Source organism: Wolbachia endosymbiont of Ceratosolen solmsi, from assembly GCF_017869155.1.
In the GTDB taxonomy this organism is placed as follows: Bacteria; Pseudomonadota; Alphaproteobacteria; order Rickettsiales; family Anaplasmataceae; genus Wolbachia; species Wolbachia pipientis.
This window is the reverse complement of record NZ_CP054598.1, coordinates 1-21647: the sequence shown is the minus strand read 5'-3', so window position 1 is coordinate 21647 and position 21647 is coordinate 1. Positions and strand designations below refer to the sequence as shown.

The following is a 21647-nucleotide window of genomic DNA, read 5'->3' as shown; positions in this document are numbered from 1 at the left end:
GCAAGAAATAAGGTAAACTCCTTAAATACTTTAGAACTACAGGAGGCTTCACCTGAACGGGTACACTTGGAATCCTGCCATTTTCACTTCGTAAACATACCAAGAATTCTGTCCATTATTCCACCCATGTTTGCTTCAGCTTGAGTATACTCTATTTTACCACCATGCAAGATTAGTTTAATATCTGATCCAGGTGATATATTAACAAATTTACTGCCAACAACTCCACTGCTAGTGATCAGAGCTGAACTATCAATTGGCAATTTTATGTCTTTGCTTATACACATATCGATTCGTGCTACGTAGGTAGCTTTGTCAAGTGATACACCAGTTATGCTTCCAACATCTACACCAGAGATCTTGACACTATCACCAACTCCTATACCGTTAGCGTTAGCAAAAAGACCATATATTTTATAGCAATCCTTATAGTTTTTCTTTATGTAAGATAGCTTATCAATAGCAAAGAAAATCAGAAAAATAGTAAAAATTAATACAAATAATCCAGCGGTTATTTCAAGTATATTTGACCTTCGCATCTTTAGTTATCAGGACTCCAGCTTTTATAGTAATTTTTCACTTTTTGGTTTGGATAGTATGCATCTTTTGTACCCGTTAAATTAGGAGTATGTTTTACTTTTCTTTTTTTATTATTAACTGGTACTACATTATCAGTATAGTGAAGCCATATATGCCATTCCGGAGGCACTGTTGTAGGCTCAGAAACACTGCTATACATAACCCACCTTTTTCCTTTACTTGATTCATAGTAAGAATTTCCATTTTCATCTCTTCCTACAAATTTATCTTCTCTTCGTAATAGGCGTTTTATTGCATTACAAATTTTAGATAACATAAGGGTATTAAAACAAAAAGTATTATATATACTAATACTTTAACGATATATTAACAACAATTTAATGCAATTACCAATCTTACAAGTTATTATCCCAATAATTGCATCAATGTTTTGCTTTCTTGCCAAGAAACACAAGGTATCTTGGTTTATTTCTTTTATTGCAACAACAATCACTCTTATCATTTCATCAATACTACTCATTAAAACATATAAAGGTGAAATTATAACTTATCACCTTGGAAATTGGGCTCCTCCGTATGAAATAGAGTTAAGAATCGACGTGTTAAATTCCTTAATTCTAACCCTAGTGAATTTTATAGCGCTGATTAGTGTGCTTTATAGCTTTTATATTAACGAAAAAGAGATTAGCAAAAACAAAATCACTGGTTTTTACTCTCTATTTCTACTGTGCTTAAGCGGACTGCTCGGGATTCTAGTAACAAACGACATATTTAACCTTTACGTTTTCTTGGAAATTTCATCTCTTTCTTCTTATGTATTAGTTTCAATGGGAAGGGATAAAAAAGCCTTGGTTGCAGCATTTGAATGTCTAATTAGTGGAACAATAGGTGCAACATTTTATTTATTTGGCATCGGGCTCTTGTATTCAATGACTGGAACGCTCAATATGTCTGACATGGCTGAAAGAATAGTTCCATTATACGATAACAACATCATAAAACTTGGCACGTTGTTCATTTTTGTTGGTCTCTCAATCAAAATGGCACTGTTTCCATTAAGCAGGTGGCTGGTTAATGCATATAGTGAGGCGCCAAGTTTCATTAGCATATTCTTTTCAGGCACAGTGACAAAAGTGATGATATATGTTTTCATCAGAATCTTTTATACTGTTTTTCATCAAAATTTTTTCTTGTTTAAGCCGCTACTGGACAATGTGATAATTATCCTCGCACTTTGCGCTATTGTATTTGGGTCGATATTTGCAATAACCGCAAAAGACATAAAAAGACTGCTTGCTCACTCTAGTATTAGCCAAATTGGTTATATAATTTTAGCACTGAGTTTTAACTCAAAAACAGGTGTATTTGCAGCAATTCTTCACATAGTAAACCACAGCATAATAAAAACATCTTTATTTATGGCTGCAGGATGTATTTCTTACAAATTTGATACAACAAAAATAGAGAATTTATCGGGACTCAAGAAATCAATGCCTTATACAGCACTTGCGTTCACTCTATTCAGTTTAGCATTAATCGGTATGCCTTTAACAAATGGCTTTATAAGCAAGTGGTATATAATGAAAGCAATTATCGAATCTCATGCGTGGATTTCCCTTGTAACATTTGCTGCTGGCTCTTTCCTTGCATTGATATATATGTGGAAGATGGTAGAGAAAATGTATTTTGAAAATGATGCAACGTCACGCACTGGAATGACACCGGACAAAATTAATGATGTGCCATTTCCTATGCTTTTCTGTCTATTGTTTATGGCAGCTTTAACAGTAGTAACTGGAATATATAGTACTTCAATTCGGTTAGTAGTTGAGAAGTTGGTTTTTTGATTTTTATCTTTGTTTCATATTTTACTATACTTTAAGGTTATAAGGTCTTTATTGTGGATAGGCTGAAGAAGATTCATTGGTTGTTAGTCATTAACGTGATAGCGCTGTTTTGCGTTGGCATTGTTGTTCAATACTCTTCTGCTGGAGGAAAGTGGGTGCCATTTGCGATTCACCAACTGGTCATATTCTCCTTCTTTTTCCTATTCGCTATAGCTATGTCATTCATAGAGCTAGATTTTTACTTGAAGTACGCCTACTTTTTTTATATAGCAGCAGCGATTTCGCTATTAGCAGTAAATTTTTTTGGCTCACACATAATGGGTGCAACAAGGTGGATAAGAATTGGATCAATTAGTTTGCAGCCATCAGAATTTGCAAAAGTAGGCTTAATACTTGCGCTTGCTCGCTATTTTGATAAGCAGAGTGTATATAAAATGATGGAATTTAAAATATTGCTTAAGGCACTTATAATTATTTTCTTACCCGTGTTCTTGGTGTTAAAGCAACCTAATTTAGGCACAGCTGTGATAATGTTATTTATAGGGATATCAATTATATTCACAGCAATAATAAAAAGATCTCATTCGGTAATATGTGGAACGCTTGGCATTTTTGCAGTACCGGCTATTTGGCCTTTTTTACGTCCTTATCACAAGCAAAGGATATTGTCGTTTTTGGATTCATCAGTGGATCCACTTGGGATAGGTTATAATGCGCAGCAATCTCAGATAGCTATTGGTTCAGGAGGTTTGCTTGGTAAGGGCTTTGTTAACGGAAGTCAAACTCAACTTGGATTTTTGCCGGAAAAGCGTACAGATTTTGCTTTTGCAGTGCTGAGTGAGGAGTGGGGCTTTTTAGGTAGCATGGTTTTAATTTTGCTTTATACCTCATTACTTGGCATAATTTTCTCTATCGCTTATAGGTCGAAAAATTATTTTTCTAAGTCGGTATCTATCGGCATTTTCGCCTTTTTTAGCGCTCATTTTTTTATAAACATCGGAATGACAATGGGCCTCTTACCTGTGATAGGCGACCCATTGCCATTTCTTTCCTATGGAGGAAGTACAACTGCTGCAAGCTTGATATGCATAGGATTATTGCTGGCAATAAAAGCAGATGAACAACAAAATGCTTGTATTTTACCTATGCTAAAGTAAAATTAAACTTTACTTAATAGTTTTTATGCTAGATGAAATGCGTGAGGAGTGTGGGGTATTTGGCATAAGTTGCAACCAAAGTGCTGCTTTTAACTCTATACTTGCTCTCCACGCTTTGCAGCATAGAGGTCAAGAGTCTTTTGGCGTAGCAACCAGTAACAACGATAAGCTGCACTCTTATCACTTTCAAGGTCAAGTGAGCAGCGTATTTGATGATATAGATGAAATAAAGAAATCCTTACCTGGAGATTGTGCAATAGGTCATGTTCGATACTCAACAAGTGGTAGTAAATTTGGAGTGCAGCCCATGTTTGGCAAAAGTGGCAAATTTGGGGATTTTGCCATAGCACATAATGGTAATTTAATTAATATTTCTCCGATACGCAAACAATTAATTAAACAAGAGTGCGTTTTTCAGTCAGATATTGATACAGAAGTAGTAGTGCATCTGACAGCAAGCGGTGAAAAAGATAGCTTCCTAGAGAGTTTTATATATGCATTAAAGCAAATACAAGGTGCTTATTCTTTTGTGGCAATCAATCAAGAAGTAGTTATTGGAGTACGTGATCCGTCTGGAATCAGGCCTCTTGTTTTAGGAAAGTTAAACGGTTCTTACGTTCTTGCATCTGAAACTTGTGCTCTTGATATAGTAAATGCAGAGTTTGTTAGAGAAATAGAACCAGGTGAGTTAGTCACCATTGATCGAAATGGTAATCTAGCTTCAGCATTTCCTTTCCCACAGCAAAAATCAAGTTTTTGTATTTTTGAATACGTTTATTTTTCAAGACCAGATAGCATAATGGAGAATAGGTCCATATATGATATAAGAAAAGAAATAGGAAAAATACTTGCAGAAGAGAGCCCACCAAAAAACAATGTAGATATGGTTGTACCAATACCTGATTCTGGAATACCTGCAGCTATTGGATATGCAAAGCATTCAGGATTACCTATGGAACTGGGAATAATTCGTAATCATTACATAGGAAGAACTTTTATACAACCAACCGCTGAAGTACGTAAAGTTAGAATAAAATTAAAATTCAATGCTAATAAGCACACTTTGAAAGGTAAAAACATAATTTTAATAGATGATAGTATAGTGCGTGGTAGTACGTTAACAAATATAATAGTTATGCTAAAGGATGCAGGAGTAAAAGAGATTCACCTCAAAATTTCAAGCCCACCAATTAAGCATTCTTGTTTTTATGGAATAGATACACCAGAGTGCAAAGATTTAATTGCTGCAAATAAATCTGTAGAGGAAATTAAGGAAGTTATAGGAGTAGATAGCCTAGCCTTCTTGAGTATTGATGGACTATATCAGGCTGTTAAAGGAGAGGTGCGTAACAATGCTACACCACAATATTGTGATGCTTGTTTCACTGGTGATTATCCGATTGGCAAATAATCTACGTAAGATCACTGGAGCTCAGATCTTAAACCGCCAAAATTTCTCTTGGCCTTTACTAATTCCGATTCTCGGGGTGCAAATATAATCTGGTTTGAGGTGAGATTCATAAACACAAAATTTGTGGCTTATAGTAAGGTCCTGTTTGTTATGTTCTTTTGTAATATTTAATCTTTTACACAATATTCCTGGCCCACCTAAATTTGCTTCAAGCGGTTCAATGAGCTTTAATCCTCGTATTAACACTGCTGCTGGGAATCCTTCTGCTTCTGTTACAATATTTAGACAATAGTACATCCCATATATAAAATATACGTACGAAAATCCCGGCATACCAAACATTACTGAAGTTCGATTAGTATAGCCTCTTGCCGCGTGACAAGCTGGGTCATTCATTCCTATATAGGCTTCAACTTCGGTTATTACTCCACTAAAGTTAGAAAATTTAAGGACTTTTCCCAATAACTCTCCAGCTACAGTTAAGGTCGGCCGCTCGTAGAAATTTCTTGGTAGTATTATGTTGCTCATTATAAGAGTATAAGTTACTTGCAGGTGCAAGCAACTTATACTAATTATTACTTTTGTTTTTTCTTACTTACTCATTTGAGCAGCAGGAGCTTGATGCTTTTGTGTTGTGCTCTCTGTTACATCTGTTGAAAGTTGCTCCAAGATTTTACTTCTTCAGAACTTTGTTGTAATTGTGTTTGTGGCAATTGTGATGCTAATGCTTCATGTAAAGGCTTTGCTTCATATTGCCTTCTCACTTTTACTTCTTGGTTTGCACGTAACTGTTCTTCAGTTACGCCATTACCCTCGATGGGCTTTATAGTACCATCATCACTAATGAGGATTTAATTTTGCATTCTTGTCCATCAACATACCACTTTAGAGCCATTTGATATGATCCATTAGCCACTTCATAAATTCTTGCCCCATCCTTATCAATTTGGCAACGTACCCCCATTGTTTTTTGGTCAGGTAGTAGCAACGTAACTGTCTTTACATCGTACTTTTTGCACATATTACCACTTAGAATATCATGCAAGTTTACTTCTTTTATATAATCGTTCAGCGCAATTCTTATGACAGGCTTAACACTTTATCTATATTTTTAGTTTCTCTTAATTTTATAAGCTTTGCATCAATATTTTTAGATATCTCTTCTTCAATTTGTTTAGCAGCTTTGCCTACAATTTCCCGACCATGATATTTGGTCTCCTCAGCAGTATATCTATACATACCATCGCTATTCTTATGAACATGAGGTTTCACTATTACTTTATTAGTAGTATTCGTAGAAGGGTTGTTCTGATCTACAAAGAACCTCTTCCATGTTTCTTCATCATCAAGAGTGACGTACCTACATTTATCCTTATTCGGTATTGACCCAGATACGCTACCAGCAGCAATATTTTGATCAACAATCAAAGATACAGTTTCATTACTATCTAACATATATGCCTCCATTATCCTTAATACACAAATGTCAACATACGAGCATTATCTCAATTAGTCAATATAAATTATGACGTTTAATGTTGAAAGCTCAAATACTCCTTTGCTTGATCGGTTAGAACGCGCCCTCTTGGTGTGCGCTTTACAAAACTAATTTTGATTAAATAAGGTTCTACTGTTTCTTCAATATTGCCAACATCTTCGGATAGCGCAATAGATATGGTGTCAATTCCAACAGGGCCTGAAGTGTTGAATAAAAATCTTAGATAATTCATATCAAGTTTATTGAGTCCCATTTTATCTACACCTAATTTTAGTAATACAGAATCAGCGACTTCATAAGTGATTTTTTTATCATCTTTCACTTCAACAAAATCCCTTATTCTTCTGAGTAACCTCAAAGCAATTCTTGGAGTACCGCGCGCACGGTAGGCAATTTCCCGTGCAGCACCCTCTTCAATTTCAGCAGAAAGAACTCTTGCGCCTCTTTTTATAATATCGACTAGCTCCTCAAAAGAATAAAACTCAAGATGCAAAGGAATGCCAAAACGATCTCTGAGTGGCGCAGAAAGTAATCCAAGCCGTGTAGTTGCTCCAATTAGCGTAAATGGTGGTAGATCTATCCTTAAAGTGCGAGTAGATGGACCTTCACCTACTAATATGTCCAAGCAAAAATCTTCCATAGCAGTATATAAAACTTCTTCGATGCTGCGATTTAATCTATGGATTTCGTCGATAAATAGGACATCTTTTGCATTTAAAGTGGTAAGCACTGCGGCCAAATCTCCAGCTTTACTGAGCAATGGACCAGAAGTTGCGCGGAAGCTGACCCTTAATTCTTTAGAGACAATTTGTGCTAAAGTTGTTTTGCCAAGTCCTGGAGGACCGTATAATAAGACGTGATCTAAGGCTTCAGTTCTCGTCTGTGCAGCGTTTATAAACACTTTTAAATTTTGTATTAAGTCTTTTTGCCCGACAAAATCATCAAGTTGCTCAGGCCTGATGTTGATATTGCGCACATCTTCAGTATATTCTTTACCGCACGATATTGATTTCATAGTATTGAAAGCTCCTTAAGCGCTATGCGAATAATATCCTTAGTGTCCAGATTTGACGATTTGTCTTGTATTTTCTTTATCGTATCATAAGCTTTCACTTTTTCATATCCAAGATTGATCAATGCTGAAAGGGCATCTTCATTAATTGGATTAAAGTTATTGTTATTTATTTCTAGTTTACTCACTTTGCCACTCAATTCAGTGATGATTCGATTTATGAGTTTCAGGCCAAGTCCACTCATCTTGAGTGCTACTTTATCCTCATTCATAATTGCCAAAAATAGCTGTTCTGGAGTTAATTTACTCAAAATTGACATTGCAGTTTTATAGCTAACGCCGCTTACTTTGACAAGCAACCTCAAGCACTGCTGTTCTTCTTCGCTTATAAAACCATATAGCTGAGTAGTGTTTTCTCTGTTATTTGCATAGGTTTCGATAAGTAATTTGATTCTACTTCCAATTGCACAAGCACTTAAAGTTTTGGCTGAAAGATACACCATATAGCCAACATCATTCACATTCAGGATTATGTGATCACTGCGCACTTCATCAACTATTCCGCTTAGATTTCCTATCATTTTTAACACTATATAGAGTTCAGTTTAAATACTCCCGGATCTTAGGTCAAGCAAACGAACATTATAACAGGGAAACGTGGCTAAAAAACCACTTGACAAACTCCGCCAGCCCCCTTATCATAAACACTGAAGCTATTTATTTATCTTCTCTGTACAGATTAAATGACAAAAAAACTCACGTATCTGGCGTCTCATGCTTAATTTTTTGCACTATGTGCACCTTATGTCTTATAAAATNCCAGATTTGACGATTTGTCTTGTATTTTCTTTATCGTATCATAAGCTTTCACTTTTTCATATCCAAGATTGATCAATGCTGAAAGGGCATCTTCATTAATTGGATTAAAGTTATTGTTATTTATTTCTAGTTTACTCACTTTGCCACTCAATTCAGTGATGATTCGATTTATGAGTTTCAGGCCAAGTCCACTCATCTTGAGTGCTACTTTATCCTCATTCATAATTGCCAAAAATAGCTGTTCTGGAGTTAATTTACTCAAAATTGACATTGCAGTTTTATAGCTAACGCCGCTTACTTTGACAAGCAACCTCAAGCACTGCTGTTCTTCTTCGCTTATAAAACCATATAGCTGAGTAGTGTTTTCTCTGTTATTTGCATAGGTTTCGATAAGTAATTTGATTCTACTTCCAATTGCACAAGCACTTAAAGTTTTGGCTGAAAGATACACCATATAGCCAACATCATTCACATTCAGGATTATGTGATCACTGCGCACTTCATCAACTATTCCGCTTAGATTTCCTATCATTTTTAACACTATATAGAGTTCAGTTTAAATACTCCCGGATCTTAGGTCAAGCAAACGAACATTATAACAGGGAAACGTGGCTAAAAAACCACTTGACAAACTCCGCCAGCCCCCTTATCATAAACACTGAAGCTATTTATTTATCTTCTCTGTACAGATTAAATGACAAAAAAACTCACGTATCTGGCGTCTCATGCTTAATTTTTTGCACTATGTGCACCTTATGTCTTATAAAATTTCTACCTACATAAGCTGAAACGCGCTTATAAAGCGTTTAAAACATAAAAAAACGCCAACTTAAAAAATGGATAGTGAATAACTAGCTACCCTAGGGTTTCTTTGCCTTTTTTTTCGCTAAGTAAATTTCTTAATGTTTATAATTTAGATTAGTTGCGGCTTAAAAGCAGCTGAATCGCGGTTATTAAGCGTTTAGAATAAAAAAACGCCATACTTGAAAGTATAATGTAAGTAATTAGCCAATCATGGGGCTTTTTTTGCCTTTTTTTTCGTTTGGTAAATTTCTTAATGTTTATAGCTAAACGACAACCGTCATCCCGCTGCTTGTTAGCGGGATCTATGCTAAGAGATACCGCGGATGAATCGCGCGGTATGACGGTTCGTGGTGGCATCTCGTCATCCCGCTACGTGTTAGCGGCTAAGAGATACCGCGGCGGTATGACGTCTTAGCCATAGATTACCTGATCTCACCATCTTTCCGGTTGTTTTATACATAATTCTCGGATTTTGAAAGTTCACTTTGAATAAATTGCTCATATTCTTTATCCTCTAGTTCTTCAAAAATCTCAGGATAATGTTTACTGGAACGAGTAATTATTGAAATTAGCTCTTGCTTTGTTTTTCTTAGTAAAACCTTTCAAAGAGAGTCTGTTCATCTGGGCGCGCAGACGATCGATACTCCTTTCTATCAAGTGCAACCAAAGCAAAACCTGTTGCAGCCATATGCTTACATGGACCATAATACACAAATGCAGGACAGGAACATGTTCCACTCAAAAGAGGACCATCGTGCTTTAGTGTTACTCGATATACATTTGATCCAACTACCTTTGATTTAGCTTGAGATTCATTAACAGATATAATCTGTACCTTTCTTTTGTCAAAATAATCCCTTCCTCTGGAGCGGTAGGGTTCTTTGATAAGACCTGTGATATCTTTATAATACAGTCTCATTTTTACCTCCTTTAAAACCCTCAATTTTCTAATATATCCTTTCTTCCATAAAAATTTATTAACTCACCACAACTTTTATATGGCCCTGCGGACAATTTTATAGTGCTATAGCTAACTCAAGAAAGGTTTCCCTACGTCATACCGCGATTCATCCATAACTGTATGAACATTCATTTTTGAAGGTAAATTGCACAGCAAATGGTGTCATGAAAGTAGCTGACACTGGAATCCAGCCTTGCCGTAATCTCATCAAGAACGTTGTGTTTTAACATAAAACGGCTACTTTTATACTTACCAACTTAATAAAGTTCCTGGATCCCAGTGGGCTTTGTTGCATCGCTACTTATGAAAGGCTAACTATAATTAGGATTATACGCAACTTATTGAAAATCTTGTTTTTTTGCAATCAATCTGATCAAATTTAAGAATAGTAATTTAATATTTATATTAATAAATTTAATTCTATTGAAAATAGCTAAAGCATTGAAATTCTTGAATTTTAGCCGGATTAGTGAGTGTTAGTGAAATTTCTTTTACTCAAATTTAGGTATTCACTGACCGTTCTTGTTATAAATACCAGAATAATAAGCTACTGATATTCTCCACCTTTTTTATCTTTAATCCATTATAGCTAGTGATGCAACAAAGCCATCCCAGTGCTTGACACTTGGATGACAAGAAGAGGGTACTTGGATAAGAGGCATTGCCCTCCTGGTAGGCCCAAATTGCAATGTCCGTACAGTTATGGATTCATTCGCGGTATAGATTCCGCTAATGAGTAGCGGAATGACGAATTTGTTGTTTTTCAAATTGTAGGTAAACCTAAGCCACTTTAGCTATATATAATAGAATTTCGCTTTCTACTATCTTTCCAGTTGTTTTATACATAATTCTCGAATTTTGAAAATTTGCTCCATATCTAATTTCTCACTTGTATAAAATTTGTTTTCTTACTTCGAGACCTAATCTACCACAACTTTTATATGGCGTTTCTTTCCTGCAGATAATTTTATAAATGGCTGATCTTTAAAGCTTTCGAAATTTATTACATGATCAATATTGTTTACAACATTATCATTAATCTTGCATCCGTTGCCCTGTATTAAACGCTTTGCAGCGCCTTTTGAAGGTTCAAAACCGGTGTCATGTAGTAGGTCTACTAAGGATATGCCGCTTGCAACTTGTTCTTTTTTTATGATGTAATCAGGAAGTAGTGAGCTATCTTCATTCTCAAAAGCAGAAATTGCAGCAAATTGTGCAAGTTCCGCTTCTTTGTCACCATGACATATTTTTGTCACTTCTGTTGCCAAGACCTTTTTTGCTTCATTTATTTCTTGATCCTTTAAAGACTCTAATTTTCTAATCTCATCAATTGGCACATCAGTGAGCAATCTTAAAAAACGTCCAACATCTTGATCATCAACGTTGCGAAAATATTGCCAGTAGTCGTAAGGCTTTAGCATATTATCATCAAGCCACACTGCTCCACTTTCAGTTTTGCCCATTTTTTTTCCTTGTGCATTTAATAAAAGAGGCATGGTAAGGCCAAATAGCTCAGGTAAATTCAACTTTTTTCCAAGTTCAATTCCGTTTACTATATTTCCCCACTGGTCTGACCCTCCAATCTGCAGACGACAATCATATTTTTTGTTTAATTCAATAAAGTCGTAAGCTTGCAATAGCATGTAATTAAATTCCAGAAAGCTTAAGGTTTGCTCTCTATCCAGCCTGGTTTTCACACTATCAAAACTTAGCATACGATTTACAGAAAAATAAGCTCCTATATCACGCAAAAAATCTATGTATTTTGTGTTATCCAACCAATCTGCGTTATTTACTATCATTGCACCAGTCTTGCTGTCATTAAAAGACACCATTTTCTCTAATATTCTCCTTATACTGGATGTATTTTGATTGATGTTCTCTACAGGCAAGATGCTTCTTGCTTTATCTTTGAAGGATGGGTCACCAATTTTTGTTGTGCCACCTCCAAGTAAGACTATCGGCTTATAACCAAATTTTTGTAGGTGACAGAGCATCATAATCTGAATTAGGTGACCAGCATGAAGACTTGGTGCTGTGCAATCAAACCCAATGTATGCAACTATATAATTGCTCTGCAATAATAATTGATCTAGTCCTTCAATGTTTGTGCATTGGTATAGGTACCCTCTTTCTTGGATGAAATTTAAAAATTCAGATGCGTGTTTCATTTTATAAACCACAGTCTATCCTGTCATTAATGCTGAAGGTAACCCTAATAGAGAAGCCAGTGCCCAGACACTGGAACTTAATTATAAACAAGCACACTATACAACGTTTTCGATGAAATTGCATGAAAAACTGGATTCCAGTCTCAGCTACTTTCATGACACCACTACCTGTGCAGGAGTTGCCTTCAAAATTACAACGTTTGTGCAATTGTGTACCAGCTATCTGGATAATCAATTCCATAACTCTTCTATTTTATAATACTCCCTTACTTCCGGCCTGAATATGTGAACCATTATGCCTTGAAAATTCAAAACCACCCAATTGCCTTCATCCATACCTTCTACATCTATTTTATCATGTGGCTTGAGGCTTTTTATTACGTGCTCAGCTAAAGCTTTAACGTGACGGCTTGAATCACCAGATGCAATAATCATATATTTTGCAATAACGGTTTTATTCTGCACATCAAAAGTTACTATATCATGACCTTTATTTTGATCTATTATCTCTTCAATTGTACTTCTTATCGATTTCATATCGCTAAGCATTGTTTACAGGTTATATGATTCATTTATAATTATATACTCAAAATTTCTAAATATGAACTATTTTCAACCGTTAAAAAGGTGTTACCTGCATCTATTTTATCATCATATTTTTAGCATGTACAATGTATATACTTTTATGTATAATTGAGAATAGCTTTTTACTAGTATTCATTATGGGCAAGACTCTCATCTACTTAATCGGCTTTCCAGGTAGTGGTAAGTTTACTACTGCAAAGGAACTGTGTAAAATCATTGATGCGGTGATAGTAAGCAATAATCTATTCAATAATATTATATTTGATATTGTTAAATTACAAAACGCTGAAGTTCCAGATGACCTATGGGAAAAAATTTTTGCAGTTAGGGAAAATGTATTAGCAATACTGGAAAAACACTACGTAAAATCAAAACATTATATATTTACAAATGAATTGATAGAGGGTGATCCCTATGACCAAAGATTATATAACTCAGTGGTAAATTTAAGTAAAAAAATGGACATGGAAATTTTTTCTGTAGTATTACATTGTAATAATGAAAAACTAGTAAGACGTGTCCAATCAGAAGAGAGATATCAGGAAAATAAAATTACTGATCCGGATTTTGCTATAAAGAAAATTGAAGGGAAAAGGCTATTTATACCTGAGGGTTCGCTTGAAATTGATAACTCGAACTTGAGTGCAAAGGAAGTTGCAAAGAAAATTGTTGAAGAGATGAAGAAAGAAAAAAATGGAAAATTAATTAAAACTTCTGTAACAAATCATTTAAAAACAGAGCGTACTCGTGGTTGAGCAGAAAGATAAGTACCGTCCTTGTGTTGGCATAATGCTATTTAACAGACAAGGACATGCCTTTATTGGAAAACGCTTTGATAGCGATTCTTACTGGCAGATGCCACAAGGAGGTGTTGATGATGGTGAGGAACTGGAACAAGCAGCGTTACGTGAGTTGCTAGAGGAGGTTGGTACTAATAAAGTAAAGGTTATAACTAAAAGCAAGGATTGGATATACTACAACTTGCCTGAAGAAGTTATACCAATATGCTGGAATGGAAAATATTCTGGTCAAAAGCAAAGGTGGTTCTTAATGAAGTTTTGCGGAGAGGATGAGGACATTGATATTAATTATACTGGTCATCCAGAGTTCAAAGAGTGGCGTTGGCAAGGTATAGATAGTTTAGTAGCCAGTGCTATATCATTTAAAAAAGAAGTTTATAAAACAGTGATAGAAGAGTTTTCTTCTATAATAAAAGCCTCAACAATAAGCTCATGATAGTAGATTCTCATTGCCACTTGATTTATTTTTCTGACGATGAAATACCAAAAGTAATTTCAAGGGCAGAGCAAAATGGTGTAAAGGTTTTGCATAACATATGCGTAAGCATTGACGATGTTCCTAAGTTATTAAAAATTTCTTCATCCTATGATCAGGTCTACTCCTCTGTTGGTATACATCCGCTTGATGCTGCTATAGAAAATGGTGAGTGTATACATGTTGATGAATTAGTTGAATTTACCAAGAACCAAAAGGTAATTAGTATCGGTGAAACCGGGTTAGATTTTTATAAATCTGACAACAAAGACAATCAGAAAAAAAGTTTTGCATTACATATAGAAGCGTCAAGAATAACTGGACTACCTTTAGTTATTCACACAAGAAGCGCTGATAATGAGATGATCGATATGTTAAGGTCAGAAATGAAAGCCGGTGCTTTTAGTGGAGTAATGCACTGCTTTGCTTCCTCTAAAGAACTTGCTTATCAATCTATAGATTTGGGGTTATGTATTTCATTTTCTGGAATTATTACTTTTAAAAATGCGAGCTTACTCAGAGAAATTGCACAAAATGTACCACGCGAGCGTGTTTTAGTCGAAACTGATGCACCATATCTATCACCTGAGCCTTATAGGGGAAAAAAGAATGAACCAGCAATGGTGAAATACGTTGTTGATTGTTTGGCAGAGTTGTGGAATGAGTCACCAGAACAAGTAGCGAAGGTAACCACAAGCAACTTTTTTAGGCTGTTTGAGCTATAAAGAAGTTCTATAAAACCATTAATTTGCTTATGAACCTAAAGATTTCACCAGCTCTCTCACCGAGTTTACAGACTTATTAAACATTTCTTGTTCACTATCATTCATTTTAACTTCTAGGATCTTTTCAATTCCGTTTTTTCCAATAATTACAGGAACACCAATAAACAACTCTTCTACACCATATTCACCATTAAGGTAAGCAGCACATGGTAATATGCGCCTCTTATCTTTTAAATATGATTCTAACATGCATATAGCTGAAGATGCAGGAGCGTAGTATGCAGATCCAGACTTAAGCAGATCAACTATTTCTTTACCGCCATTGCGAGTGCGTTCAACTATTTCATCGACTTTTTTCTGTGTGATAAGACCCATATCGATAATTTGAGTAAGTGGAACTCCAGCAACTGAAGCACAATTGATTAGTGGTACCATAGTGTCGCCATGTCCTCCAAGCACAAAAGCAGATATATCTTCAACTGAGATATTTAACTCACTTGCAAGAAAGTAACGAAAACGGGAAGAATCAAGCACTCCTGCCATGCCAACAATCATATTAGTTGGAAGGTTTGAAAATTTATGCACCACTGAAACCATGGCATCCAAAGGGTTGGTAACCACTATTACAAACGCGTTTGGAGAATATTTTTTAATATTTTCGCCAACCTCCTTCATTACTTTAGCATTGGTTTGCAGGAGGTCATCCCTGCTCATTCCAGGTTTTCTAGCGATGCCAGCGGTTATTATAATTGCATCGGAGTTTTTTATATCTTCATACCTATTTGTGCCAGTAATATTGACATTAAATCCATCAATAGGGGATGATTCTGCTATGTCGAGTGCTTTACCTTGTGGTATTCCATCACTAATATCAAGTAAAACAACATCACCGAGTTCCCTTAGTGCAATCATATGGGTGAGAGTTCCACCGATATTTCCTGCACCGATTAAAGATATTTTTTTTCTTTGTACTGTCATTTTCTACTCCTTTGTATTTACTTTTATGGTTTTACCTTCCCAAGGCGATAAGCTATCAAACATACGAAAATCTTGCGGTAAATCTATAGGATTATACACAACCTTTTTTGTCTCTATATCATATCTTACTTCCTCATAACCAGTGAGAGGGAAATCTTTTAACATTGGATGGCCTTTGAATCCATAGTCTGTTAGAATCCTACGCAAATCAGGGTGATCAGAAAACTCTATTCCATACATATCAAACACTTCACGCTCAAACCACAAAGCCGTACTAAATATCTTCGCTACACTTGGAGGCATGTCGCTTTCACATAACTGAAGCTTTATGTGTACTCTAATATTATGCACAATGCTGAGCAGATTGTATATTAGCTCGAAACGCTTCTCTCTATTTGGATAGTCAACCCCAAAAATATCAACTAATAGTTCAAACCTACACTTTTCATCATCACGTAGAAAGAATAGGTGCTTTTCAATTTCATCTAAAGTTGAATATATTACAATAATGCCATCATCTTTTTGAATGCACTCGCATTTGGTCTTTTTTTGTATATACTTTGCAGTTTTATCCATTCCGAGTCCGTTTTATTTTGTTTTGTAGGCATAGCATTCCATATAGCAACGCCTCAGCGGTTGGTGGGCATCCAGGGACATACACGTCAACTGGCACAATTCTATCACAGCCTCGGACCACTGAATAAGAGTAATGGTAATAACCACCACCATTTGCACAACTTCCCATGGAAATAACATACTTCGGGTCTGCCATTTGATCATAAACCTTGCGCAATGCTGCTGCCATTTTATTAGTTAGTGTGCCAGCAACAATCATCACATCTGATTGACGTGGGCTTGCACGAAACATTATACCATATCTATCAAGATCATAACGGCTGGATGCAGTATGCATCATCTCAACTGCGCAACATGCAAGACCAAATGTCATTGGCCACAATGAACCAGACCTTGCCCAATTCATTACATAATCTGTTAAATCACCAAATTTAGTGACAAGAAACCCTTCTTTTTTATAACGACCCCAGTCATCATTAGATAGAATTTGATTTGTCATAAACTACTCCCACTCTAATGCACCTTTACACCATTCATAGATAAAACCTATAGTGAGTATTGCAAGAAATACCATCATAGACCAAAATCCACCATAGCTTATCTTAGATAAAGAAACAGCCCAAGGAAAAAGAAAAGCAATTTCTAAGTCAAATATTATAAATAATATTGAAACTAGATAAAATTTAATGTCAAAATTTTTTCTTGCACTGGATAGTGGATTGAAGCCACACTCATATGTGGAAAGCTTTTCACCATCTGGCTTACTCACTGCAAGAAACATAGGCAATATACCTAAAGCAAAAGATACTACAATTGATACGCAGATAAAGATTACTATGGTTAAATATTCGCTCATTTAACAAAACATATAACACTATGAGTTTACATGCTTTCCTAACTTTTTACCACCTAAAATATGCACGTGAAAGTGTGGTACAACCTGCTCTCCATTTTCACCGTAGTTAGTGACTAATCTATATCCTGTTTTTTCTAGATTATATTTGTGTGCTATCTCTCTTACAGTTTTGAAGAAATCCGCTATTTCCTCTTCAGGAGCTTTTAGAATGAAATCATCATATGAAATATATTGATTTTTTGGTATAACTAAAATATGAACTGGTGCGTCAGGGTACTTATCATGAAAAGCTAGTACATTTTCATTTTCATGTACCTTCTCACAAGGTAACTCACCTCTTAATATTTGAGCAAAGATGTTATCGCTATCATAAACTTCATTGCTCATATTTTAAGAGCGACCTTTCCCTCTTTCTTCGTTTTTCTCTACATTAGGTGTAGATAGTGGTTTTATCGCTTCACCAGAAGCATCTTCAAGATTTAAAGAGCTTACAAGTTCCCTTACTTTTACCATGTCCTGCTGTTCTTTCAAAAAGGGTTCTATTCCACTTACCCTTTTTCCAGTAATAACTCCTGGTTGTAAGTGATACATATCCCCAGGAACAGTTAGACTATGATGTCTTTCCTCTATTTTTTTAGCTTCACTCATAATACTCCCCTATAACTTATTTTTGCATTCCACAACTTTGCGACTTACCTGGCTTTATAGCTTCTTGCGCCCATTTTTTCTCACCTGAAGCTATAGTTTCTGAAGGCTGACCAACATCAGACTTCACAACTTTGTCTGATGACTGCTTTTGATTATCATATTCCTTATACAATTTTTCTGCAATACCATTCAGCAATTTTAAGTCTGTATGAATTTTAAATTCTCCACCAGTAATTCCTGCCAGCTTCTTAAGGTCGCCATTAATGCTATCAGCAATTCCTTGAAGAGCAAGCTTTTTTATCTCCTCTGGACTCTTTCCTTTATTTTTAGAGTCAGTTTTAATGTCTTCAATTATTTTTTTAACATCAACTTCAATTACAATTTTATTTTCTTCTCTAAAAATAGTTACATTCGGTAAATCTTTTTTTATTTTATCTAATTGCTCTGGGCTCAAATAAGGTATATCTCCCGTAAGAGTCCTTGATGCTAAAAAACTTACCTTTCCTGTCCCTTTCTTTTGCTCTGTTATTTGTACGCCAAGATCCTTACTAGCTTGTGTGGTTTTTATGGGTGGATCATATTCTTCATGTGGGTTGCCAATAATAGAACGCCCGCCATTTTTTATGTCGTGCCGCATTTCATCCCAGGACTTAAACCAATTCTTTGGCCATATAGGGTATATTGCACCCTTGACTAGGACTTTTACACCTCTACCCAGAAAACTCCCTACTCCCGAAGCTGCATTACCAACTTTAGCTAGTATAGAAGTAGATTTTTCATTTTCTCTTGTTAACATACATACCTCCAAGGTACTTTCTATAACTAAATACATTTTAATTATAGACGAAAAAATTTAAACTTCTATATTCATTATAAGATAGAATTATAGGGATTGCAACCATTATTTGCACATTGTCTAAAACATGTAGTATTCTCGCTACTTTTATTGTTCAATTTATTATAAAGAATACTCTAAATTATGTTTAAATGGAACACAAATAATATCATTGATGCAACTGGCGGAAGAGACGTAAATGGTTGTAATTGGATACATAGCTCAAATATTTCAACGGACACAAGAAGCATAAAAAAAGGTGATTTATTTATTGCACTCAAGGGAAGGAATTTTGATGGCCATAATTTTTTGCATGAAGCGTTTTTAAAAGGGGCTATCGCTGCAATAGTAAGTGAGGGTAAATATAAAAATTTCCCTCTCATTATTGTACAAGATACCCTGAAAGCTTTGCACGATATGGCATCATACTACATTAGAAATGTTCTTATTGACGCTAAAGTTATTGCAGTTACAGGCAGTGTCGGAAAAACCACTACAAAGGATATGCTACACACTGTTTTATCGCAATATGGAGTGTCCCATGCAAACGAAGGTAACTTAAATAATAATATAGGGTTGCCTTTGACAATTCTAAAAGCTCCAAAAAACTGCCAGTACTTAATCCTTGAAATGGGAATGAATAAAGCTGGTGAAATAAAAGAATTATCAAAGATTAGTAATCCAAATATTGCAGTTATTACCAACATCGAACCTGCACATACTGAAAATTTTTCATCACTATTTGACGTTGCACAAGCGAAGTTAGAAATTCTGTATGGTATGAAAAATAACGGTACTTTGGTTTTAAGCAGAGATAATAAATATTATGATTATCTCTCATCACACGCCAATAGAAATGTAATAAGCTTCGGTAAAGATAAAAATGCTGAAGTTTGTTTACTAAACTTAATAAGAAACGATGAATCTTCTGTCATTTCAGCACTATCTTCTGTCATCCCAGTGCTTGACTACTTGGATCCAGGAAGTTCAATTGCAAATGAGCATATCAGACGGTTGTATAATAAAGACTGGATTCCAGCGTCACGCGCTGGAATGACATCAAACCGAGTTGCTAATAGATTAAGTTTAAAAATCAGGCTGAGTGATAATCAAATTATAAACTGTAATTTACGTGTACAAGGTGAGCATTTTGCTTATTCGCTACTTGCTGTTGCAGCAGTTGTGCAAAGCCTCGGACTTGATTTATCAAAATTACCACTTGCACTTAAGAATTTTAGTGTAGCGAAAGGTAGAGGCAATATTCATAAGATCAAATACAATAGAAAATATATACATTTAATTGATGACTCCTATAACGCCAGCCCTGCTTCGATGAAAACTGCAATAAAAACTTTGAGTACATATTCTAATCAGAGAAAAGTAGCTTTGCTTGGTGATATGTTGGAACTTGGTGATGAAAGCATAGAGTTTCATACAGATTTGGTTAAGATTATCACAGAAAATAATATAGATAAAGTTTATACAGTTGGTAAATTTATGTTAGAATTGCATGAGCTTTTGCCAGATAATATAAGAGGCACGCATTTTAATGATTCTAATCAATTGAAAAGTGATTTAGCTAACATTATTCAGAATAATGACGCAATTCTAGTTAAAGGCTCACGAGGAATGAAAATGGATCTTATTGTACGGGAATTCGTAATAAAATATTAAGCGAAATCATTGTATTAATTTACAGTAACAAATTATTAGGAACTTTAATTGTGACAAAACGTGTAATTATTTTTGGTGGAACGGGGTTTATAGGGAAACACATCGTAAGACGCTTGGCAGCAGAAGGATATTTAATAAAGATATTCACTCGTAATCAGGAAAAAGCTGCTTGTTTAAAATTGTGTGGCAATTTAGGACAAATGTCAATATTTAAAGGCGATTTTTTGATGAAAAATCAGTTCTGGATGGTATGGAAGAATGTGATGTAGCTATAAACTTAGTGGGAATATTATATGAAGCAAAAAAGCACGATTTTTACGCTGTTCACGTTAAAATAGCTGAAAGGATAGCAAAAGCTGCAAAAATGAAAAATGTACCTATGATGATACATTTTTCTGCTATGGGAATAGAAAATAGCAAGTTGTCAAAATATGCCAAAAGTAAATTGGAAGGTGAAAAAGCTGTAACTTCAGCATTTCAAGAAGCAATAATAATTAGGCCAAGCCTTGTATTTGGTAAAGAAGACAACTTCTTTAATAAATTTGCAAGATTAGCAACTATTCTTCCTTTCTTACCACTAATTGGCAATGGAACAACTAAATTTCAGCCAATATGTGTAACAGACTTAGCTGAAGTGGTATATCGTATTATCAGCTTTAATAAGCAAGACAAGAAAATTTATAACATGGGTGGACCAAAGGTTTACTCTTTCAAAAGCTTATTGAAGTTTATTCTGAATGTTACTAGCAGAAAGTGTTTGTTGGTCAATGTATCTTTTCCAATGGCAAAGTTAATAGCTTTCTTTTTAGAAAATAAAATTATTTCTATGCTGCTAAAACCAATAACCGGAGATACGAACCCTATGCTTACTCAAGATCAGGTGAAAGTTATGATGAATAGTTCAATCGAAAAGTCAGTTGACCTTGAAACAATGAAGGTTCGACCATTAGCAATTGAAAATGTGGTGCCAGAGTACTTGAAGATTTATAGAAAGTATTGATAAAAGAGTGTGCCCGGTGGGATTCGAACCTACGACCCACAGCTTAGAAGGCTGTTGCTCTATCCAGCTGAGCTACGGGCACACAACATATATAAAATGCTTCTTAGTACAAGTGAAGTCAAGTACTTCGTGTGAATATGATGTTTATCTTGCGACGCCTTGTCATTGCAGTTGTGTGTCGCGCGCTGCCAAAATTGGATGCGAGAAGTCTATTTATTTTAGAAAATATTATATAGAAACTTACTTGACACCCTTCGCCAGCGCCCTTATCATGA

The 21647-nt window shown here is 35.3% G+C and carries 26 protein-coding genes, 1 tRNA gene and 1 pseudogene; 8 read left to right on the top strand and 20 right to left on the bottom strand.

All coding sequences use genetic code 11. The features are described from left to right. Positions 1-83 precede the first annotated feature (83 nt). Entirely contained in the window at positions 84-539 is a 456-nt protein-coding gene (gene mlaD / locus HUB95_RS00135) for an outer membrane lipid asymmetry maintenance protein MlaD (RefSeq protein ID WP_007548591.1), read from the bottom strand. Positions 540-541: 2 nt separating this feature from the next. Further along, the gene (locus HUB95_RS00130) at positions 542-856 is read right to left on the bottom strand and encodes an NADH-ubiquinone oxidoreductase subunit NDUFA12 family protein (protein WP_007548590.1); all 315 of its coding nucleotides are present in this window, start codon (positions 854-856) and stop codon (positions 542-544) included. A 64-nt stretch (positions 857-920) separates the two neighbouring features. On the opposite strand from HUB95_RS00130, the gene HUB95_RS00125 reads away from it, so the two are divergent. From HUB95_RS00125 to purF, 3 genes are read left to right on the top strand one after another with little or no spacing between them, the layout of a single operon-like run. Continuing rightward, on the top strand, positions 921-2387 hold the full coding sequence (locus HUB95_RS00125) for a proton-conducting transporter transmembrane domain-containing protein (protein WP_197907260.1): 1467 nt from the start codon (positions 921-923) through the stop codon (positions 2385-2387). A gap of 53 nt (positions 2388-2440) precedes the next feature. After that, positions 2441-3544: a rod shape-determining protein RodA gene (gene rodA, locus HUB95_RS00120; RefSeq protein ID WP_209452415.1), complete on the top strand. Its 1104-nt coding sequence runs from the start codon at positions 2441-2443 to the stop codon at positions 3542-3544. 25 nt (positions 3545-3569) lie between these two features. After that, the gene (gene purF / locus HUB95_RS00115; protein ID WP_015589386.1) at positions 3570-4955 is read left to right on the top strand and encodes an amidophosphoribosyltransferase; all 1386 of its coding nucleotides are present in this window, start codon (positions 3570-3572) and stop codon (positions 4953-4955) included. A 21-nt stretch (positions 4956-4976) separates the two neighbouring features. Here purF and HUB95_RS00110 read toward each other — a convergent pair whose 3' ends face one another. From HUB95_RS00110 to rsfS, 10 genes are all read right to left on the bottom strand, one after another. Continuing rightward, positions 4977-5483 (bottom strand): DNA-3-methyladenine glycosylase, encoded by a 507-nt coding sequence (locus HUB95_RS00110; RefSeq protein WP_141456676.1) that lies wholly within the window; start codon positions 5481-5483, stop codon positions 4977-4979. Positions 5484-5778: 295 nt separating this feature from the next. After that, positions 5779-5976: a hypothetical protein gene (locus HUB95_RS05895; RefSeq protein ID WP_244662761.1), complete on the bottom strand. Its 198-nt coding sequence runs from the start codon at positions 5974-5976 to the stop codon at positions 5779-5781. A gap of 59 nt (positions 5977-6035) precedes the next feature. Continuing rightward, on the bottom strand, positions 6036-6422 hold the full coding sequence (locus HUB95_RS05890; protein WP_244662760.1) for a hypothetical protein: 387 nt from the start codon (positions 6420-6422) through the stop codon (positions 6036-6038). Between the two features lie 65 nt (positions 6423-6487). Further along, positions 6488-7468: a Holliday junction branch migration DNA helicase RuvB gene (gene ruvB, locus HUB95_RS00100; RefSeq protein ID WP_209452414.1), complete on the bottom strand. Its 981-nt coding sequence runs from the start codon at positions 7466-7468 to the stop codon at positions 6488-6490. Next, positions 7465-8046 carry a Holliday junction branch migration protein RuvA gene (gene ruvA, locus HUB95_RS00095; RefSeq protein ID WP_141456674.1) on the bottom strand — a complete coding sequence of 194 codons (582 nt, stop codon included), beginning with the start codon at positions 8044-8046 and terminating at the stop codon, positions 7465-7467. The genes ruvB and ruvA (HUB95_RS00095) overlap by 4 nt, the downstream gene beginning before the upstream one ends. Before the next feature lie 221 nt (positions 8047-8267). After that, positions 8268-8816 (bottom strand): Holliday junction branch migration protein RuvA, encoded by a 549-nt coding sequence (ruvA, locus tag HUB95_RS00090; protein ID WP_209452413.1) that lies wholly within the window; start codon positions 8814-8816, stop codon positions 8268-8270. 861 nt (positions 8817-9677) lie between these two features. Further along, positions 9678-10007, bottom strand: coding sequence for an SWIM zinc finger family protein (locus tag HUB95_RS00085; protein ID WP_007548583.1), 330 nt, complete (start codon positions 10005-10007; stop codon positions 9678-9680). Positions 10008-10969: 962 nt separating this feature from the next. Further along, positions 10970-12220, bottom strand: coding sequence for a tyrosine--tRNA ligase (gene tyrS / locus HUB95_RS00080; RefSeq protein ID WP_197907263.1), 1251 nt, complete (start codon positions 12218-12220; stop codon positions 10970-10972). A 1-nt stretch (position 12221) separates the two neighbouring features. After that, positions 12222-12461 carry a hypothetical protein gene (locus HUB95_RS00075; RefSeq protein ID WP_209452412.1) on the bottom strand — a complete coding sequence of 80 codons (240 nt, stop codon included), beginning with the start codon at positions 12459-12461 and terminating at the stop codon, positions 12222-12224. After that, a complete protein-coding gene (gene rsfS / locus HUB95_RS00070; RefSeq protein ID WP_015589391.1) occupies positions 12452-12769 on the bottom strand; it encodes a ribosome silencing factor in 318 nt (105 codons plus the stop codon). The genes HUB95_RS00075 and rsfS overlap by 10 nt, the downstream gene beginning before the upstream one ends. Before the next feature lie 173 nt (positions 12770-12942). On the opposite strand from rsfS, the gene HUB95_RS00065 reads away from it, so the two are divergent. From HUB95_RS00065 to HUB95_RS00055, 3 genes are read left to right on the top strand one after another with little or no spacing between them, the layout of a single operon-like run. Further along, positions 12943-13560 carry an AAA family ATPase gene (locus HUB95_RS00065; protein ID WP_141456671.1) on the top strand — a complete coding sequence of 206 codons (618 nt, stop codon included), beginning with the start codon at positions 12943-12945 and terminating at the stop codon, positions 13558-13560. Next, positions 13553-14041 (top strand): RNA pyrophosphohydrolase, encoded by a 489-nt coding sequence (locus tag HUB95_RS00060; protein WP_006279569.1) that lies wholly within the window; start codon positions 13553-13555, stop codon positions 14039-14041. The genes HUB95_RS00065 and HUB95_RS00060 overlap by 8 nt, the downstream gene beginning before the upstream one ends. After that, positions 14038-14805: a TatD family hydrolase gene (locus HUB95_RS00055; RefSeq protein WP_006280340.1), complete on the top strand. Its 768-nt coding sequence runs from the start codon at positions 14038-14040 to the stop codon at positions 14803-14805. Before HUB95_RS00060 ends, HUB95_RS00055 begins: the two co-directional genes overlap by 4 nt. 27 nt (positions 14806-14832) lie before the next feature. Here the strand turns inward: HUB95_RS00055 and mdh are convergent, their stop codons facing one another. The 7 genes from mdh to HUB95_RS00020 are packed head-to-tail and all read right to left on the bottom strand — an operon-like array spanning position 14833 to position 18659. Next, positions 14833-15783, bottom strand: a complete 951-nt coding sequence (mdh, locus tag HUB95_RS00050; RefSeq protein WP_007548577.1) for a malate dehydrogenase — start codon at positions 15781-15783, stop codon at positions 14833-14835. Positions 15784-15786: 3 nt separating this feature from the next. After that, entirely contained in the window at positions 15787-16359 is a 573-nt protein-coding gene (locus tag HUB95_RS00045; RefSeq protein ID WP_007548576.1) for an NADH-quinone oxidoreductase subunit C, read from the bottom strand. Next, positions 16352-16858, bottom strand: coding sequence for a NuoB/complex I 20 kDa subunit family protein (locus HUB95_RS00040; protein WP_006279574.1), 507 nt, complete (start codon positions 16856-16858; stop codon positions 16352-16354). Before HUB95_RS00040 ends, HUB95_RS00045 begins: the two co-directional genes overlap by 8 nt. Before the next feature lie 3 nt (positions 16859-16861). Then, a complete protein-coding gene (locus HUB95_RS00035; protein ID WP_006279576.1) occupies positions 16862-17215 on the bottom strand; it encodes an NADH-quinone oxidoreductase subunit A in 354 nt (117 codons plus the stop codon). 18 nt (positions 17216-17233) lie between these two features. Next, positions 17234-17602: an HIT domain-containing protein gene (locus HUB95_RS00030; protein ID WP_015589394.1), complete on the bottom strand. Its 369-nt coding sequence runs from the start codon at positions 17600-17602 to the stop codon at positions 17234-17236. Positions 17603-17605: 3 nt separating this feature from the next. Next, complete coding sequence (locus HUB95_RS00025; protein WP_006279579.1) at positions 17606-17863, bottom strand: hypothetical protein; 258 nt, start codon at positions 17861-17863, stop codon at positions 17606-17608. Positions 17864-17879: 16 nt separating this feature from the next. Continuing rightward, the gene (locus tag HUB95_RS00020; RefSeq protein WP_015589395.1) at positions 17880-18659 is read right to left on the bottom strand and encodes a hypothetical protein; all 780 of its coding nucleotides are present in this window, start codon (positions 18657-18659) and stop codon (positions 17880-17882) included. Positions 18660-18842: 183 nt separating this feature from the next. Between HUB95_RS00020 and HUB95_RS00015 the strand changes: the two genes are divergently transcribed. Further along, positions 18843-20372, top strand: a complete 1530-nt coding sequence (locus tag HUB95_RS00015) for a UDP-N-acetylmuramoyl-tripeptide--D-alanyl-D-alanine ligase (protein WP_197907265.1) — start codon at positions 18843-18845, stop codon at positions 20370-20372. Between the two features lie 50 nt (positions 20373-20422). Then, positions 20423-21372, top strand: a pseudogene (locus HUB95_RS00010) (complex I NDUFA9 subunit family protein). 8 nt (positions 21373-21380) lie between these two features. Here HUB95_RS00010 and HUB95_RS00005 read toward each other — a convergent pair. Then, positions 21381-21454: transfer RNA gene (locus HUB95_RS00005), tRNA-Arg, on the bottom strand. Positions 21455-21647 lie beyond the last annotated feature (193 nt).